At 50.0% G+C, this 14,815-nt stretch carries 15 protein-coding genes and 1 tRNA gene; 11 read left to right on the top strand and 5 right to left on the bottom strand.

What is annotated here, in order from left to right:
- Positions 1-18 precede the first annotated feature (18 nt).
- On the top strand, positions 19-1,428 hold the full coding sequence (locus ACZ5ZZ_RS07735) for a protein adenylyltransferase SelO family protein (RefSeq protein WP_464142126.1): 1,410 nt from the start codon (positions 19-21) through the stop codon (positions 1,426-1,428).
- Here ACZ5ZZ_RS07735 and ACZ5ZZ_RS07730 read toward each other — a convergent pair.
- The 3 genes from ACZ5ZZ_RS07730 to ACZ5ZZ_RS07720 form a co-directional block, all read right to left on the bottom strand.
- Positions 1,419-4,520, bottom strand: a complete 3,102-nt coding sequence (locus tag ACZ5ZZ_RS07730; RefSeq protein ID WP_464134896.1) for an efflux RND transporter permease subunit — start codon at positions 4,518-4,520, stop codon at positions 1,419-1,421. The two genes, ACZ5ZZ_RS07735 and ACZ5ZZ_RS07730, sit on opposite strands and share 10 nt — an antisense overlap.
- Positions 4,521-4,523: 3 nt before the next feature.
- Positions 4,524-5,972, bottom strand: a complete 1,449-nt coding sequence (locus ACZ5ZZ_RS07725) for a TolC family protein (RefSeq protein WP_464142124.1) — start codon at positions 5,970-5,972, stop codon at positions 4,524-4,526.
- A 160-nt stretch (positions 5,973-6,132) separates the two neighbouring features.
- The gene (locus ACZ5ZZ_RS07720; protein WP_464134893.1) at positions 6,133-6,318 is read right to left on the bottom strand and encodes a hypothetical protein; all 186 of its coding nucleotides are present in this window, start codon (positions 6,316-6,318) and stop codon (positions 6,133-6,135) included.
- Between the two features lie 316 nt (positions 6,319-6,634).
- On the opposite strand from ACZ5ZZ_RS07720, the gene ACZ5ZZ_RS07715 reads away from it, so the two are divergent.
- The 3 genes from ACZ5ZZ_RS07715 to ACZ5ZZ_RS07705 all read left to right on the top strand — a co-directional run bounded on the left by ACZ5ZZ_RS07715 (position 6,635) and on the right by ACZ5ZZ_RS07705 (position 8,314).
- The gene (locus tag ACZ5ZZ_RS07715; protein WP_464142122.1) at positions 6,635-7,513 is read left to right on the top strand and encodes an HNH endonuclease family protein; all 879 of its coding nucleotides are present in this window, start codon (positions 6,635-6,637) and stop codon (positions 7,511-7,513) included.
- On the top strand, positions 7,510-8,208 hold the full coding sequence (locus tag ACZ5ZZ_RS07710) for an RluA family pseudouridine synthase (RefSeq protein WP_464134889.1): 699 nt from the start codon (positions 7,510-7,512) through the stop codon (positions 8,206-8,208). The genes ACZ5ZZ_RS07715 and ACZ5ZZ_RS07710 overlap by 4 nt, the downstream gene beginning before the upstream one ends.
- Before the next feature lie 14 nt (positions 8,209-8,222).
- Positions 8,223-8,314: transfer RNA gene (locus tag ACZ5ZZ_RS07705), tRNA-Leu, on the top strand.
- Between the two features lie 189 nt (positions 8,315-8,503).
- Here the strand turns inward: ACZ5ZZ_RS07705 and ACZ5ZZ_RS07700 are convergent.
- Positions 8,504-8,695, bottom strand: a complete 192-nt coding sequence (locus tag ACZ5ZZ_RS07700) for a hypothetical protein (RefSeq protein WP_464142120.1) — start codon at positions 8,693-8,695, stop codon at positions 8,504-8,506.
- A 288-nt stretch (positions 8,696-8,983) separates the two neighbouring features.
- On the opposite strand from ACZ5ZZ_RS07700, the gene ACZ5ZZ_RS07695 reads away from it, so the two are divergent.
- From ACZ5ZZ_RS07695 to ACZ5ZZ_RS07680, 4 genes are all read left to right on the top strand, one after another.
- Positions 8,984-9,382, top strand: coding sequence for a hypothetical protein (locus ACZ5ZZ_RS07695; RefSeq protein WP_464142118.1), 399 nt, complete (start codon positions 8,984-8,986; stop codon positions 9,380-9,382).
- 176 nt (positions 9,383-9,558) lie between these two features.
- Positions 9,559-10,521 carry a hypothetical protein gene (locus tag ACZ5ZZ_RS07690; protein WP_464142116.1) on the top strand — a complete coding sequence of 321 codons (963 nt, stop codon included), beginning with the start codon at positions 9,559-9,561 and terminating at the stop codon, positions 10,519-10,521.
- A gap of 8 nt (positions 10,522-10,529) precedes the next feature.
- On the top strand, positions 10,530-10,958 hold the full coding sequence (locus ACZ5ZZ_RS07685) for an SRPBCC family protein (RefSeq protein ID WP_464142114.1): 429 nt from the start codon (positions 10,530-10,532) through the stop codon (positions 10,956-10,958).
- A 91-nt stretch (positions 10,959-11,049) separates the two neighbouring features.
- Positions 11,050-11,307: a hypothetical protein gene (locus ACZ5ZZ_RS07680; RefSeq protein WP_464120993.1), complete on the top strand. Its 258-nt coding sequence runs from the start codon at positions 11,050-11,052 to the stop codon at positions 11,305-11,307.
- On the opposite strand, the gene ACZ5ZZ_RS07675 is transcribed toward ACZ5ZZ_RS07680, so the two are convergent.
- Positions 11,299-12,180 carry an SDR family oxidoreductase gene (locus tag ACZ5ZZ_RS07675; protein WP_464134879.1) on the bottom strand — a complete coding sequence of 294 codons (882 nt, stop codon included), beginning with the start codon at positions 12,178-12,180 and terminating at the stop codon, positions 11,299-11,301. The two genes, ACZ5ZZ_RS07680 and ACZ5ZZ_RS07675, sit on opposite strands and share 9 nt — an antisense overlap.
- A 104-nt stretch (positions 12,181-12,284) precedes the next feature.
- Between ACZ5ZZ_RS07675 and ACZ5ZZ_RS07670 the strand changes: the two genes are divergently transcribed.
- The 3 genes from ACZ5ZZ_RS07670 to murI are packed head-to-tail and all read left to right on the top strand — an operon-like array spanning position 12,285 to position 14,809.
- Entirely contained in the window at positions 12,285-12,965 is a 681-nt protein-coding gene (locus ACZ5ZZ_RS07670) for a hypothetical protein (RefSeq protein ID WP_464120991.1), read from the top strand.
- Complete coding sequence (locus ACZ5ZZ_RS07665; RefSeq protein WP_464142112.1) at positions 12,949-13,998, top strand: guanosine monophosphate reductase; 1,050 nt, start codon at positions 12,949-12,951, stop codon at positions 13,996-13,998. The genes ACZ5ZZ_RS07670 and ACZ5ZZ_RS07665 overlap by 17 nt, the downstream gene beginning before the upstream one ends.
- Positions 13,999-14,002: 4 nt before the next feature.
- Complete coding sequence (gene murI, locus ACZ5ZZ_RS07660) at positions 14,003-14,809, top strand: glutamate racemase (protein WP_464120989.1); 807 nt, start codon at positions 14,003-14,005, stop codon at positions 14,807-14,809.
- Positions 14,810-14,815 lie beyond the last annotated feature (6 nt).

Raw genomic sequence — 14,815 nt, 5'->3', positions numbered from 1 at the left:
AAAAGAAGATAAGGGGTCATGACGTCCTTTGTACCTCCAATTTATGAGCTTGGCCCTGATTTTTACGACGAAGTGCCACCTGCCCAATTCCCGCAAGCTATTTTGCGCTATCGCAATCAAAGCGCCGCAGAATCCGTGGGTTTAGGCCACCTGACGGCTGAACAATGGCAAACACACTTCTGGAAGTTTGAAAGCCTGCCTCAGAACATCACGTCCCCTTTGGCTTTGCGCTATCATGGCCACCAATTTCGCAGTTACAACCCGGACCTAGGGGATGGGCGAGGTTTTCTGTTTGCACAATTTCAGGCCGGAAACCGTCTTTTGGATTTGGGCACCAAAGGCAGCGGGCGCACTCCCTATTCCCGAGGCGGAGATGGCCGATTGACTCTCAAGGGAGCCTTCCGGGAGATTCTGGCGACCGAACTTTTGGAATCCTATGGGGTCAACACCAGCAAAACTTTTTCAGTCTTTGAAACCGGCGAAAGCCTGCAACGACATGACGAACCTTCCCCGACCCGCGCCGGAGTTTTAGTTCGACTCAGCCACAGTCACGTCCGTTTTGGAACTTTTCAACGACTGGCTTTTTTAAATCAGGCCGAGAACATCAAAAAGTTACTGAACTATTGTGTGAAGCATTTTTATCCTTCACTGGGTGGATTTGCTGACACAGAACAAGCCGCAGCTTTTCTGCGCGAAGTATCCTATGCTTCAGCAAAGACCGTCGCCGCCTGGATGATGGCGGGATTCGTTCATGGAGTTCTCAACACCGACAACATGAACATCACCGGCGAAAGTTTTGACTACGGACCCTATCGCTTCCTGCCAGTTTATGATCCGGCGTTCACTGCCGCCTACTTTGATCAGACCGGGCTTTACTGTTTTGGACGTCAGCCCACAGCCGTTCTGTGGAACCTGCATCAACTTGGGGCCGCCCTCAAGGTGGCCTTCCCGGATCTGCCCGTCGAAGAAATTCTTGAGGATTATGGAGATGCCTTCAACTTCGAGGTTCAAAGAAGACTTTTACTGCGCCTAAATCTGCACAACCCTTTAGAAGAAGGTGCCGCAATTTACGATCTGAACGCAGAACTGGTCACTCATCTTTTCCAGTTCCTGGATCAGGAAAAAGGTCTGTTTGAACAAACACTGTATGATCTGCACTCGGGCGCAATCGCAGAACGCCTGGAACGCTCGCCGCAAAAAGAGCTTTACCAGAAAGAAACCTTCAAGAAGCTACAGGATTCCCTGTCCTACTTCGAAGTGGCCGATGCCACCAAAGCACAACACCCCTACCTGCAAACAGGCCATGCGTGCTCATTGATTATTGATGAATTGGAATCACTGTGGAAGCCCATCGCCGAACGCGACGACTGGGCTCCCTTTGAACGAAAGCTTCAACAGATCCGAAGCTTCCGGGGTCTTTACGGCTGATAACCGGTGACACGGGCCAGTTTCGCACGGAACCAGGCCTTGAAGTCTTCAACGAAACCAAACGCCGCTGGCACGATCAAAAGTGTCAGCAAAGTCGAACTGATCAAACCGCCGATGATGGCCACCCCCATGGAGGTTCTCATCGCAGAGGCTTCATTCAGACCAATCGCGATGGGGACCATCCCGGCAATCAACGCCAGGGACGTCATCAGAATCGGACGCAGACGCGTGCGGCAGGCTTTGATAATCGCCTCATTACGCTCCATCCCCTCGTGAATCAGATGATTCGTGTAATCCACTAACAAGATCGAGTTCTTCGCCACGACACCTAATAACAGCACAATCCCAATCAGCGAGAAGATATCAATGGTCTTACCGAAGATCAGTAATGCCAGGAATGCACCCGTCATCGCCAGTGGCAATGCCAGCAAGATCGTGAATGGAGTGATAAAGCTTTCATACAAGCTCGCCAGAACCAGATAGATAAAGATCACACCAAGGAAAATCGCCAAGAGCATATTTTCAATCAGCTCTTTAAAGTCATCAGCTTGCCCCTGGAAGCTGAAATCAACCCCTGGTGGCGGCTTGATTTCATTCTTGATGACTTTTTCAATTTCAGCCGAAATCGTGCCCAAGGCTCCACCTTTGGCAAGGTTCCCGGAAATCTGAATGTAACGGCCTTTGTTCTGACGGTTAATCTGTGAGAATCCAGAGGCGTTTTCACCTTGTGCCACTCGAGAAAGTGGAATCATGTTGTAGTTCGCATTAGGAACAAAGGTCGATGCAAACTGCGTGCGCAGATCACGGTACATTTCCTCAAAACGCACACGGATTTTATAGTCGATCCCGTTTTCACGATAAATCGCCTGTTCGTTCCCTTCCGTGCGATTACGAAGTTCCGCTCCGGCCGTCACCGTGGAAACACCCAGCTTTTCGGACTTGGCACGATCAAAGACAACATGAAACTCCGGCTTACCAGAACGGAAGTTGGTATCCACATCCACCAAACCCGGGATCTTTTTAAAACGCTCAACCAATTTGACCGCGTATTCGTTCAACTGATTCAGATCCTCCCCTTGAATATTCACATTCAAAGGTTTTTGCCCAGAGTTCACGGCATCAATGTCCCCCAGGGACACCGTCGCCTCTGCGGCAAACTGCGGAAGTTTCTTACGCAGGGACTCTTTGTAGTCCGTGGTGTTCATGCTTCTGTTTTTTCTTTCTACCAGACGGATGAAGATGGAACTTTTGTTGGATTCGTTATTCGTGTTCCCCACAATGGTCATAACCATGTCCACAGCCGGGTCTTTTTCAAATAGCGCTTCCACTTTCTCGGTGAAAGCACTGGTTGCCATCAAAGACGATCCCACCGGCAACTCGATGTTCACCATGAACTCCCCGTTATCCGGCGATGGCAGGAAGGTTGCTGGGATGAAGGCCAAAGTCCCCATGGACATCACAAAGACAACAGCTCCACCGGCAAGCACTTTCTTCGGGTTCCCCAAAGTGTACTTAAGCCCCTTTTCATACCAGTTTTCAAGCCACGTCTGGAAGCGGTCAAAGCCCGCCAGCATACGCCCAATGATACCATCTCCTTTGACGTGCTCATTCGGGTGAGCCATATAAGCAGACAGCATCGGTGCCACCGTGAAAGCATCAAACAACGAAATCAGCATCGTAAAGACAACCGTCAAGCCAAACTGCTTGAAGAATTGACCGACAATCCCCTGCAAGAAAGAGATCGGACCAAACACCGCAATAACAACCAGAGTCGTGGCAATGACGGCCATGGCCACCTCTTTGGTTCCCTCCAGTGCGGCATCCTTCGGTTTTTTACCCATTTCCAGATGACGGAAAATATTTTCCCGCACCACGATCGCATCATCGATCAAAAGACCCACAGCCAAAGACAACGCCAACAAAGTCATAAGATTGATGGTGAAACCCATCGCATACATGATGACAAAACCACCCAAAAGGGAGTTCGGCAGTGCCATCGCCGTGATAAAGGTCGAACGCGCAGACCCCAGGAAGAAGAACACCACGATCACACACAGGATAATACCGATGATGATGGATTCTTTCACGTCATAGACGTTCAGCTGGATCGGGCGAGACGTATCACGCACCATCGTCACCGCACCCTTCATGCCTTTTTCCTTCAGCATGGCATTGACCTTTTCGATGTTCTTCTTAACAGCCTCGGCAACGGCCACCGTATTGGCACCCCGCTGTTTATAAACATTCATCAACAGGGCCCGCTCTCCGCGGATGCGCCCCATGGTCTTCTGGTCTTCTAGACTTTTCACCACCCGGCCCACATCCTTGACCAGAATCGCCTTGTCAGATCCGACGAAGTTGACATTCACTTCTTCGATCTGCTTCAAAGATTCAAATTCACCATTTGTGCGCAAGGTTGTTTCATCCTTGTCGTTTTCAATCTTCCCAATTGGAATGTCCTTGGAGGTGTCAATCACACGCTGAGACACCTGCAGCATCGAAATTTTACGATCCTGCAGTTTGTTCTTATCCACAAGAACATGGATTTCCTGCTTGCGGCCCCCAAAGATGTCGACCTGCCCCACGTCCTTGATGCGCTCAAAGCGGGGTTTGATAACTTCGTTGGCCAGATCATAGGCTGCCCCCTCGGGAAGATCCGAAGTCACCGCCAGGGTTACAATGGGCTGATCGGCCGGGTCAAAACGACGAATCACCGGTTCATAAATATCCGCCGGCAAATCCCGGCGGATATTCCCAATACGATTACGGACCTCTTGTTCGACTTCTTTGATGTCTGTTCCCAGCTGGAACTCGACAACAATGATGGCCACGCCATCCAAGTTGTTTGAGGTCAAAGTTTTCAGACCGGATATACTGCCGACTTCATCTTCAATCAGTTTTGAAACCTGCTTTTCCAGATCCAATGGCGAAGCACCAGGATAGGTCACCTGCACAAACAAAACCGGGAAGGTCACATCCGGGAACATATCCACAGGCATCTTGCGCAAAGAAAATGCCCCCAGAATCAACATCAGGATCACGATACAGGAGATAAAAATCGGTCTTCGAATCGACAGACTCGGTAAATTCATAAATTAGTTCCCCTCGCCACTGCCAGATTCATCGACGGCGATGAACAAACGGGCCTGGGCCTCCATTTTTCTTTGTTCGGACTTCAGCTTGGTCAAATTCAATTCCGCATCGGCGGCATCTTCTTCGGCATTGATCACGTTGGCAGTGATAGAACGGCCTTTATTGAAAAGGTCCGTTTGCGCCTTGGCGGCATCTGTCTGCAGTCGCGCAATCTGTGTGGCCGCATCAATACGTTTATTCATCTCAGAATAGCGGCGATTGATTTCAACCCACGCACTTTCACTGTCCAGCATTTTTCTTTCGCTTTGCAACTTTGCAGCCAGCGCATCTTTACGTGCGGCAGATTGAGCCGCATTTTTCACGTCCGTATCAAACAGGTAAATCAGATTCAAACCGACCTTCCAGGTTGGCAGTTCCGTGTCTGTCCACTTGGAGGCTGCATCGCCGACAGTTTTTCCCACTTGGAAGTTGTTGGTGTTATAAGCCCCCGACAAAACCAGATCCGGACGATAGCCGTCTTCAGTTTCTTTGGCGACCAGGGACATGGCCTTGGAATTTAATGAAGCCAGATACGCATCCAGCGCCACCACACGAGCACCTTTGCCGTCTACCATGGAGCTCAAAGTCCGCGCCTGGGAAATATTCCCCGTGATCTCTGGGATGGGTTCAGAATCCCCCAGTTCCATAAAGTCGCGGATTCTTCTTTTTGCTGCCGCCATATCATCTTCTGCGGAAATCAGCTGCAACTGACGAGCTGACACCAGAGCCTGCGCCGAAAGCAGATCGGCCCGGTCGCTGATACCATCGTTCACACGACGACGTGTCCAGGACTCAATCCGGCGGGCTCTCTCCAAAGAGGCTCGTCCGATGCGCAGGTTTTCATTCTGATAAACATAGTCCCAGTACGCCGCTTCCGCGTCGATCAAAAGCAGTTTCTTCTGAAGATCGTACTTCCCGACCTCTGCGGCCGTCACAGCATCCTGACGCTCCCAACGAAGACTGGTGGCATTGCCAAAAGAGTCTTTCCACAACGACTGCTCCAGCCCCACACCCAGGCTGCCATAAGCAAAACGTGAAAAGGCGGGATTCAGCAAAGTCCCTTCATTTTCGACCTCACTGGCACTTGCCGTGACACTGACGTCGGTCCCGGTTGAAAAGCGCTTCATCAAGCCCAACTTAAGATCTTTTGCCGTGGTTTGAGTTCCCCCCAACTGTGCAAACTGCCCCAAGGGACTTTTGTCATTCAGATATCCCACCCCTGCTGTCAGCACGGGCACCAGTTCAATGTCTCCGGAAGTCTTGCGGTCTTCCGCCGCTTCCTTAGAGACATCCAGAGCCTGGACGGATTTGTTTTTTTCGATAACGACTTTCAGATATTCGTGAAGATCAATAGAAAAGACCTGCGGATGCCAAGCCAGCACCAAGAGGCCTAAAAGGGCGCACTTTTTCATGTCCAAAATCCCTTCCGAAATGGAAATATGACAATCAAAAAGTAATTTAGCGGATTATTCAAGGCAACGGATTATTCAAAGGCAACGGGGGTGCATAAATAAAGAAAGGCCCAAGGATTTCCCTTGAGCCTTGCGAACACTTCTTTCGTCGTTCGGGTGACTATTTGGATTCGGAGGATTCCTGACAATCAGCGCAGCCACCCTTTTTCATGCCACACTCTTTACCAGAGCACTCAGACTTCTCAGCCTTCGCACCACCACAGCCACAATTTTCATGCTTGTGCGCCTTGTGGGAACAAGCTGCCAAACCAAATACCAAAACAGATGTAAGTAAAAGCATTTTCATTCTATGCACTCCTCTTTATGCTGAGTCTTCAGCTTAGCGACACCCCCTGTATTTCCGCAAGAAAACCCCGGAACACCCCCCTTGAACTAGCCCCATCGGACCTGCGCAGAGTGCCAACCTGCGGCTTCATGCTATATTTTTTCTGCAGTGAGAAATCCAAAAACCATTAAAATTGCGCAAAGTTAGAGCATTTAAACGTCCCATTAGGAACTTAATGCGCAGCATGCAAGTCGAACCAAATCCTGACGAATTGTTTTGTTGAAACTACCTTCGATCTGGGGCTTAATGAGTCCAATTCGCGGAGGGGGAACCGAGAATGAAACGCTTTAAAGGGAACACAGTGAGCTTGCTTGCGGTCATTTTTTTGATCGCATTCGTCGCATCACCGACCTTAGCTGCCACCACCGCCCCGGCTCCGAGCAATGAGTTCTTCACTGTTGATGAAGACAACCTCGAAACAGACACCACCCGCCGCAACGAATACTCCTTTATGGAATACTCGCCAGAACTGGGCCCGTCTCAGTTTATTCAAGGGGTTAAAAAGCTGGTCGTGAATCTGCTGAAGTGGACTTTGCATGCCGAAGCGCCACCAACTCCAGAAGAAAAATACATGCGCAAGTTGCACTTCGGTCGCTGGATCAATGATCCAACGGACGACACGTGTATGAATACCCGAGCTAAAGTGCTGGTGCGTGACTCCAATACCGACGTCACTTACCGCGGCAACAAGCAGTGCGTAGTTGAGTCCGGCCTCTGGAACGACCCTTATGCTGGCAAAGAAGTTGTTTCAGCCCGCGAAATCCAGATTGACCACATGGTTCCTTTGAAAAATGCGTATATGTCTGGCGCTTGGCAGTGGGACTATAAGACCCGTTGCTTGTATGCAAACTACATGGGCTACAAGAATCACCTGATCTCTTCCGATGCCAGCCAGAATATGTCCAAGGGCGACCGTGCTCCAGACCGTTATTTGCCGGCCAATCTCTCTTACCGCTGTCAGTACGTGCGTGACTGGCTGGCTGTAAAGCTGATCTGGAAATTGAACATGACCATGGATGAAGTGCAGGCCATTCACGAGGTCGTGAATAACTATGGCTGCAAAGTTTCTGACTTCCGTTTCACGAAAGCTGAACTTGAGAAACAGCGTGAATACATCAACGCCAATCTTGATTTCTGCATGATCAACAAGAGATGACCTTCGACATCCTCTTTGAAGACGACTACTTTTTAGCCGCTGCCAAACCTGCGGGCCTTCCCTCACAACCCACTGTCGACAAAAGCCGTCCGGATTTTTTTACAGCTCTGAAGCAGCAGTTGCAACAGGAGCGAGGCAAAGACTTCTATTTAGCCCTTCATCACCGCTTGGATCGGGACACCTCGGGTGTAATGATCTTTGCCAAGACCAAGGAAGCCAACGAGCCCCTGGCGGACCTCTTCAAGTTTCACCGCATTCAAAAAACTTATCTGTGCCTGACCAAACGGACGCAAAAAGCGGCCGACGCCTGGGAAGTCGAAAACCATCTGGCTGAAATGCGCGATGCAAAGCTAAAAAAAATGAAGATGGTGCGCGTGAACTCCGGCGGCGACAAAGCCCACACCCTGTTCAAAAAATTGGAAGTCTTTCCGACGGCCCTTTTGGTGCAAGCTCAACCCCTGACCGGACGCATGCACCAGATCCGGGTGCATCTTGCCGACCGGGGCATGGGCATTTTCGGTGATGATATTTATCCAGCACCGAAAGAACCCAAAGCACCGCGACTGATGCTGCATGCTCACTCTTTGGAGTTCGTGCATCCGTTCACTCACGAACAAGTGCGTATAGAATGTGCAGTTCCTGAAGACATGCTTCAGTTCATGAAGACGTTGACGTTTGCTGCCAAAAATGATTGAGTTGATCTTCGCGTGCCCCGGTGGCGAAACTGGTAGACGCACAGGACTTAAAATCCTGGGCTTCGTTTAAACGGGCGTGCCGGTTCAATTCCGGCCCGGGGCACCACTTCCTCTTCTTTTGCTTCGGACAGTCCTCGCTCTTGTTGTTTTACGTTTCATTTTGTTGGTTTAGCGGTTCGATGGTTTTCTTTTGCCTTCGTCTTCACTACAAAGGCCTGCGGAACTCGCAAAAGAAGAGGAAGTGGTGACACGCATTGGGGAATCTCGCGCAAGAGAGAAGGAATGGTGCTCATGGTTAGTACTGGCAGGGCTTAGCGGATTCTTTAATCCAAATATCATCTTCGGCCACCATTTTGATTGTGTCGCCATCGCTATAAGGCCATCGTGAAACTTTGAATGTATCTTTAATAATAGCTCCCAGAATCAACTGATCCGTTTGAATCTCATTTACTGAGCATCCGCTGCAGATGCTTTTTGTATTGCCCAAGAAAGGAGTATATCGATTGATTTCTTAGGAAAGCGCTCCCATTCTTACTTTTGAGACCAAGTAATTCCCCTCTAATAACTCGTTCGGATCGAATTACTTCAATTTTAGAAATTGAGTCACTCTTAAGACAATAAGAAAATACTCCCTCCGATCACTAAAGGAATAACACGAGTCTTAAACCGAATAGGTTCGAATTGGATTCACGCTCCAATCGGACGAACCAACGAGTTTAGCGAATCCAACAGATTCTTCATTGCCATTGAAAAGCAGAATGCTAACCTAACAACAATGCCTCTGATAAAAAAACTTACTAGTAGAACAGTTTTCCTTTTTGATGGTTTGGGTGCCCTGTTAAGTTTGATCTTAACCGGGATTTTTCTTCCATTTTTTTCTGAGCAAATCGGGCTGCCTCGTCATGTTTTGTATATCCTGGCCTCCTTCCCTTTGGTTTATTCAATCTTTTCTTTGGGCTGCTACTATCTTGCCAAAGAAACAGCCCGTTGGATGTTGAAAACTATCATCTCGGCCAACAGTGGCTACTGTCTTCTTTCCGGAATTATTCTTCTTACCTATGCCGATATTACAATTTGGGGACAGGCCATCTTACTTGCCGAAATATTGGTGATTCTTGCGGTCGTCGGCATTGAATTGAAGGTTCTGGCGCGTGCCGGAGCCACAGAAATTTAGGACTGCACGACCAGGAACTGTGCGCATTAAAAAGCCCCTCGCTTAGCGCCCCCCCAAAGCTGCTGAATTTTTTTCAGAGACACCTTAATTCAACTCATTTCTCTCGCTCTGACTATGGACTTTTTGCCTCTGTCCTTGAGCGGTGTTAAGACCCTGCCTCAGGTCAAGGGGATCACATGAGGCTTTATATTTCTGCATTTTTGGTACTTTGGAGTCTCAACTCCGGGGCGATGCCGGAGCTTCCCTGGTGGGCAGCCAGCGCCGACGAGGTTCTACAGGCCCCCTGCAAATCCCAACGTGCACCGACAGTCGAATTTATGGAAACCTCTTTAAGGAAAATGCCTGGGCCCACCCAATCCAAAACTCTGCATGGCATTTCTTTTAAAAATGAAAACAGCTCCCTGCTGCAGCTTTTCTCCGACCTGCACACTTTTGACTTAAGCCTTCGCGGCAAGCCCGAACTGCGTTTTTCCAGTTCTTGCAATCAAGTTCTCTGCGCCATGAAAGAGATCTATGGGGAAAAAGAAGGCGTGCAGTTGCTGTTCTTGTTGAAGCAGTTTGGGTTCAACGGGTCTCATTTGCGCACTACAAAGGCTTCGGCGTGGTACGCCAGTGAGCTTGATGAGATTTTACAGGCACTGCAGGATTACCCCCTGCATCTTTACCCGGTGGCCTACAACAAGCGCCTGGTTCACTTCACGCGCGGCCAGCGCTATAGTTTTGGTGAAAATATCATTGCCAATGCCAGCATGGAAATTTTTGATCGCTGGAACGAGCTTCCCTTTGGTGAGCGCCAGCAGACCTTCCTCCATGAACTCGGACACACCCTGGCCTACCGCCAAAGACTGGATACTTCCGCAGACTGGCTCCGCATCGCGGGGTGGAAGGAAGTGCAAAAGAGCTATGAGGGACGCAGCTATAAAGACTATGTCCTGGAAAAGCCCGAAAAGGCCGTTTCTGAATATGGCACACTCAATCCGTCTGAGGACTTTGCCGAATCCGTGGTCGCCTATCGTTTTAAAGGCCGCGACCTTCTGAACCAGCAGCCGGAAAAGTATCAGTACTTAAAAACCAAGATCTTTGCCAATCAGGAATTTTTGTCGGAAGATCAATGCCAAGCCGCCGTGCAACTTCCCTAGGAGCTCCGATGAAAGACAGCATTGAAATGTCCGTGAAACTTAAAGCCAGCGCCGGGTGGATCTGGAATGCATTGACCGACCGGGGCGAGCTGGCAAACTGGTGGAGCGAGGACGTTGTCCTGGAACCCAAAGTCGGCGGTTCATTCAAAGAGCCTTGGGAGGATGACACCGGAAAACGCCAATTGGCTTCCGGCAAAGTGATCGCACTCAAAAAAGAGCAGTTCATCGTCTTTAGCTGGAAAGAGAAGACATGGCCCAAGGACGCCGTCACAGAGTGTTCCCTGAAGATTGAAGATACAGGGAAAGAAAGAATCCTCACTTTGACTCATACAGGCTGGGAAACGCTGCCAGAAGCGCTTAAAAAGAACGCCATGAAGGATTTTAAACTGGGTTGGAGCTACCACCTCAAGGAGCTGAAATCCTATCTGGACGACTAGCGCCCTTGAAAGGATTTCCAAACACAATCTTGACTGGCAAATACCCGAGCCGATCGGTATATCAGGCGCAGAACCTTAACAAGGATTTGATATGAAGACTTTGGTGTTTGCTCTTACAGCCCTTTTGTCCTCCACAAGCTTTGCCGGCCGCTCCTGCACTGGCAAAATCGAAGATTATTTCCGTGCACAAGGATATCAAACTCGCCAGGCCGAATTTCAAAAGGCACTGGAAAATGGCGACAAAGTTTACTACGTTCGTACAAACCTGCAAGGCGGCGATGCCGCTCACGAAGTTCTAGTGGATTTCCACTGCAATATTCTTGATGTCCGTGAGCTTTGGTCAGAGTAAGTTTTCCTGAGGCAGGGGTAACATCCACTCCTGCTTCATGTCCTCGCTAAAGGCTTCGAAGCTTCGGGGGTCCCGCCCCAGAAGCTTCGGCAGACCCGGCACCACTTCGGCAACCGCACCTTCGCGCGTGGCCCGGTGCAAACTCAAAAGGGCCTGCTTCACCCATTCGGCTTCCCCGCTCTTTTGCATAAGTCGCAGCCACGCCTCTTCGGTGACGGGCACGTAGGCCAGTCTTCTCTTGGAGTAGTGAGCTATCAAAGACACCGCTTCTGCATTGGAAAGCGCTCTTGCACCCGTTAAATTAATGATTTTTCTATTATAGCCCCAGGGATCACGCAGAATATTTGCGGCGGCTTCCGCCACATCCCGGGCATCGACAAAACTGGTGCGCCCCTCGCCTTGAGGCAGATAGAGAATTCCCTGCATCAGGGCCTCATGGTGCATCTTTAAAAAACACTGCATAAAGATGTTGGGTCGCAGAATAGCGTGGCGGAGGCCACTATCAAGCAACACCTCGTCAGCCTCCCCTTGAATCCGCTGATACAGGTACTTGGAAACCGAGGACGCTCCAAACCCTGACATCTTCAGAACGAACTGCACCCCCGATGCACGGGCTGCAGCCACGACATTCCGAGCCTGCTCAAGCATGTTGTCACAAAGCGGTTGGATAAAAACCAGAACATCCACATTTCTCAGCGCTTGCTCTAAAAGATAACGATTCTCAAGGGGAAACTGCATCCCCCGAAGCCCGGACGGCAGGCGCTCCAAGGACCGACTGACCGCCACGGCGTCCACACCCTGACGAGCAAGGACCCTTACCAACTCGCTTCCAATGGTACCCGTGGCCCCCGTGACCATTATTTGTAGTTCCATAAGCGCCTCCAATTTCTATTATGCCAAGTCCCAGAGCCCCTCAGATGTGTTTCTTGGCAAGAGTCCGCTTGACTCCCCCACCCTTTGAGGCTCTAAATACTTAAGTGAATTTTTTTGCCGAGAACCTGAAGGTCTTTAAAAAAGTTTTCTTGCCCCTGTTCGCCCTGGTTGCCCTGTCGAACAACATCGATCAATACCTAAATCTGAAGATGGAAAATGCCCTGCGCAATCCCTTGGGAGTCCAAACCGAGGTCATTTACTATGGTTTTCTTTCCATCCTCAGCAGCATTTTCTTTCCGGTTCTGCTGGTGAGTGTGGCGCTGTTTGCCTTTGCAAACCTTGAGAACCTGCAAAAGAGCCTGCATGACTTCTGGGGACGCTATCTAAATCAAATGTATATTGAAACCTTAAGATCCTGGGGCAAGACCCTCCTGTGGTCTTTGGCGCTGATCCTTCCGGGGGTCTGGAAGTACATTCAATACACGATGGTCCCGTTCGTGGTAACCTCTTCGAAGGAGTACGACGAAGGCCGCCTGGACGCCTTAAAAGGTTCTGCGACCATTGTACGCCGTCATTGGTTTAAAATAATCGCGATTCTGATTCTGTTTCACCTTTTGATTCCGGGCATGCTGACAACTTTGTTTGATGCCTATCGCCTGATCTGGAAAACTCCAGTACAAAGCCTGATTTTATCGGCGCTGGACACCTATCTGCTTTTGTTATCGACTCATATCTTGTTCAATATTTTTAGAAGTGAGGTAAAGCGACATGACGCTCATGTTTAACTGGAAAGACATCAAAAACAGAGGCAAGGGACTTACTTTCGATGACGTTCTGATCGTTCCGGCACGATCCGACGTCAGATCACGTCGTGATCCGCGTCTGACTTCAAAAATCACCAAGAACTTCTCGATTGAAACACCGATTGTCAGCGCCAACATGGACATGGTCACTGAATACGACATGGCCTTTGCCATGAACCAATTGGGAGGCCTGGGTATTCTTCACCGCTTCCTTTCCATCGAAGAACAAGCCGCACAAGCCCGCCGCCTGAAAGAAAATGGCGTCAAGGTCATTTCCGGAAGCGTCGGTGTAGGAGAGGAATTTAAAACCCGCGCCAAAGCCCTGGTCGATGCCGGCGTGAACATTATCACAATCGACATTGCTCACGGCCACTCGGTGCAGATGATGGAAACCATGAAGTGGTTGAAAGACCAATACCCGCAAGTGGATCTGATCGCGGGGAATATGGCGACTCCGGACGCGGCACGTGACCTGATCGAAGCCGGTGCGGATGCCATTAAGGTGGGCATTGGCCCGGGATCCATGTGCACCACTCGTATCATCACCGGCTGTGGCGTTCCTCAACTGACGGCCATTGCCTTGTGCGCCGAGGTCGGCGAATCCTACGGAGTTCCCGTGATCGCTGACGGCGGCATTCGAACCTCAGGTGATATGGTGAAAGCCTTTGCAGCAGGCGCCAGCACTGTGATGTTGGGAAGCATGCTTTCTGGCACCATTGAAACTCCGGGTGAAATCAAAAACGGCAAAAAGCAGTACCGTGGCATGGCGTCTCGTTCCGCTCAAGACTCCTGGCGCGGAGGTGTTCCAGAGGGTATGGCCCCGGAAGGAGAATCCACTCAAGTCAGTGTTAAGGGACACGTGAAAGATGTGATCCTGGAAGTCACCGGTGGGATTCGCAGCGGCATGAGCTACATCAACGCCACGAGTATTGCTGAAATTAAAGACAAAGCCCTCTTTATGGAAATGTCTTCCAATGGTATTTCTGAATCTCGTGCACATGGAGTGAAAAACTAAGAAGATGGCGGATCAGGATTCTCGACCCATAGGTGTCTTTGACTCAGGAATTGGCGGATTGACGGTTCTTAAAGAACTGGCACTGCAATTCCCGCATGAGAGCTTTCTCTACGTCGGAGACACGGCTCGCCTGCCCTATGGGTCTAAATCCCCTCAAACAATCCGCAAGTATTCAGAGCAGATCATCCAGTTCCTGGAAAAACAAAACGTCAAAGCCATCGTCATTGCCTGCAACACGGCCTCCAGCCAGGTTTCAGAAAAAGAGATCGATGGCATTCCCATTTACAATGTGATTGAACCCGGCTCTCAACGCGCACTGGAGCTTTCCAGTGGCAAACGCATCGGTGTTCTGGCCACCCGGGCCACCGTCAACAGTCAGGCCTACACAAACAAGATTCATGCTCTGGATCCTTCCGCACAGGTCTTTGACCAGGCCTGCCCGTTATTTGTTCCTCTGGCAGAAGAAGGCTGGGATTCCGATCCAGTGACGAACCTGATTGTCTTCCGTTATCTGACCCCGCTGATGCAGCAGCATATCGACACCCTGATCCTGGGCTGCACGCATTATCCGATTTTGAAAAACTCCATTGCTCGGGTGACTGGAAGTTCAATTGAACTGGTGGATTCTGGCGAAGCGATTGCCCGTTGGTTGTCCCGCGATATGCAAAGTGGACGCTTGGGTAAAAATCAAAGCAGCGAAACCCGCCAGATCAATATCATGACCACGGATTCCTCGGCGCACTTCACAGAAATGGCGCAAAGAATTTTGAAGCCCGCCAAAGCGGACTCATTTGCTGTTGTTGACGTCTAATTAGCT

It is taken from the genome of Bdellovibrio sp. HM001 (assembly GCF_055397275.1).
This window is presented reverse-complemented; position numbering and strand designations above follow the sequence as displayed.

Excerpts from the sequence above, each read along its gene's own strand:
- ACZ5ZZ_RS07735 (WP_464142126.1), top strand. The coding sequence starts at position 19 with ATGACGTCCTTTGTACCTCCAATTTATGAGCTTGGCCCTGATTTTTAC.
- ACZ5ZZ_RS07730 (WP_464134896.1), bottom strand. The coding sequence starts at position 4,520 with ATGAATTTACCGAGTCTGTCGATTCGAAGACCGATTTTTATCTCCTGT.
- ACZ5ZZ_RS07725 (WP_464142124.1), bottom strand. The coding sequence starts at position 5,972 with ATGAAAAAGTGCGCCCTTTTAGGCCTCTTGGTGCTGGCTTGGCATCCG.
- ACZ5ZZ_RS07720 (WP_464134893.1), bottom strand. The coding sequence starts at position 6,318 with ATGAAAATGCTTTTACTTACATCTGTTTTGGTATTTGGTTTGGCAGCT.
- ACZ5ZZ_RS07715 (WP_464142122.1), top strand. The coding sequence starts at position 6,635 with ATGAAACGCTTTAAAGGGAACACAGTGAGCTTGCTTGCGGTCATTTTT.
- ACZ5ZZ_RS07710 (WP_464134889.1), top strand. The coding sequence starts at position 7,510 with ATGACCTTCGACATCCTCTTTGAAGACGACTACTTTTTAGCCGCTGCC.
- ACZ5ZZ_RS07695 (WP_464142118.1), top strand. The coding sequence starts at position 8,984 with ATGCCTCTGATAAAAAAACTTACTAGTAGAACAGTTTTCCTTTTTGAT.
- ACZ5ZZ_RS07690 (WP_464142116.1), top strand. The coding sequence starts at position 9,559 with ATGAGGCTTTATATTTCTGCATTTTTGGTACTTTGGAGTCTCAACTCC.
- ACZ5ZZ_RS07685 (WP_464142114.1), top strand. The coding sequence starts at position 10,530 with ATGAAAGACAGCATTGAAATGTCCGTGAAACTTAAAGCCAGCGCCGGG.
- ACZ5ZZ_RS07680 (WP_464120993.1), top strand. The coding sequence starts at position 11,050 with ATGAAGACTTTGGTGTTTGCTCTTACAGCCCTTTTGTCCTCCACAAGC.
- ACZ5ZZ_RS07675 (WP_464134879.1), bottom strand. The coding sequence starts at position 12,180 with ATGGAACTACAAATAATGGTCACGGGGGCCACGGGTACCATTGGAAGC.
- ACZ5ZZ_RS07665 (WP_464142112.1), top strand. The coding sequence starts at position 12,949 with ATGACGCTCATGTTTAACTGGAAAGACATCAAAAACAGAGGCAAGGGA.
- murI (WP_464120989.1), top strand. The coding sequence starts at position 14,003 with ATGGCGGATCAGGATTCTCGACCCATAGGTGTCTTTGACTCAGGAATT.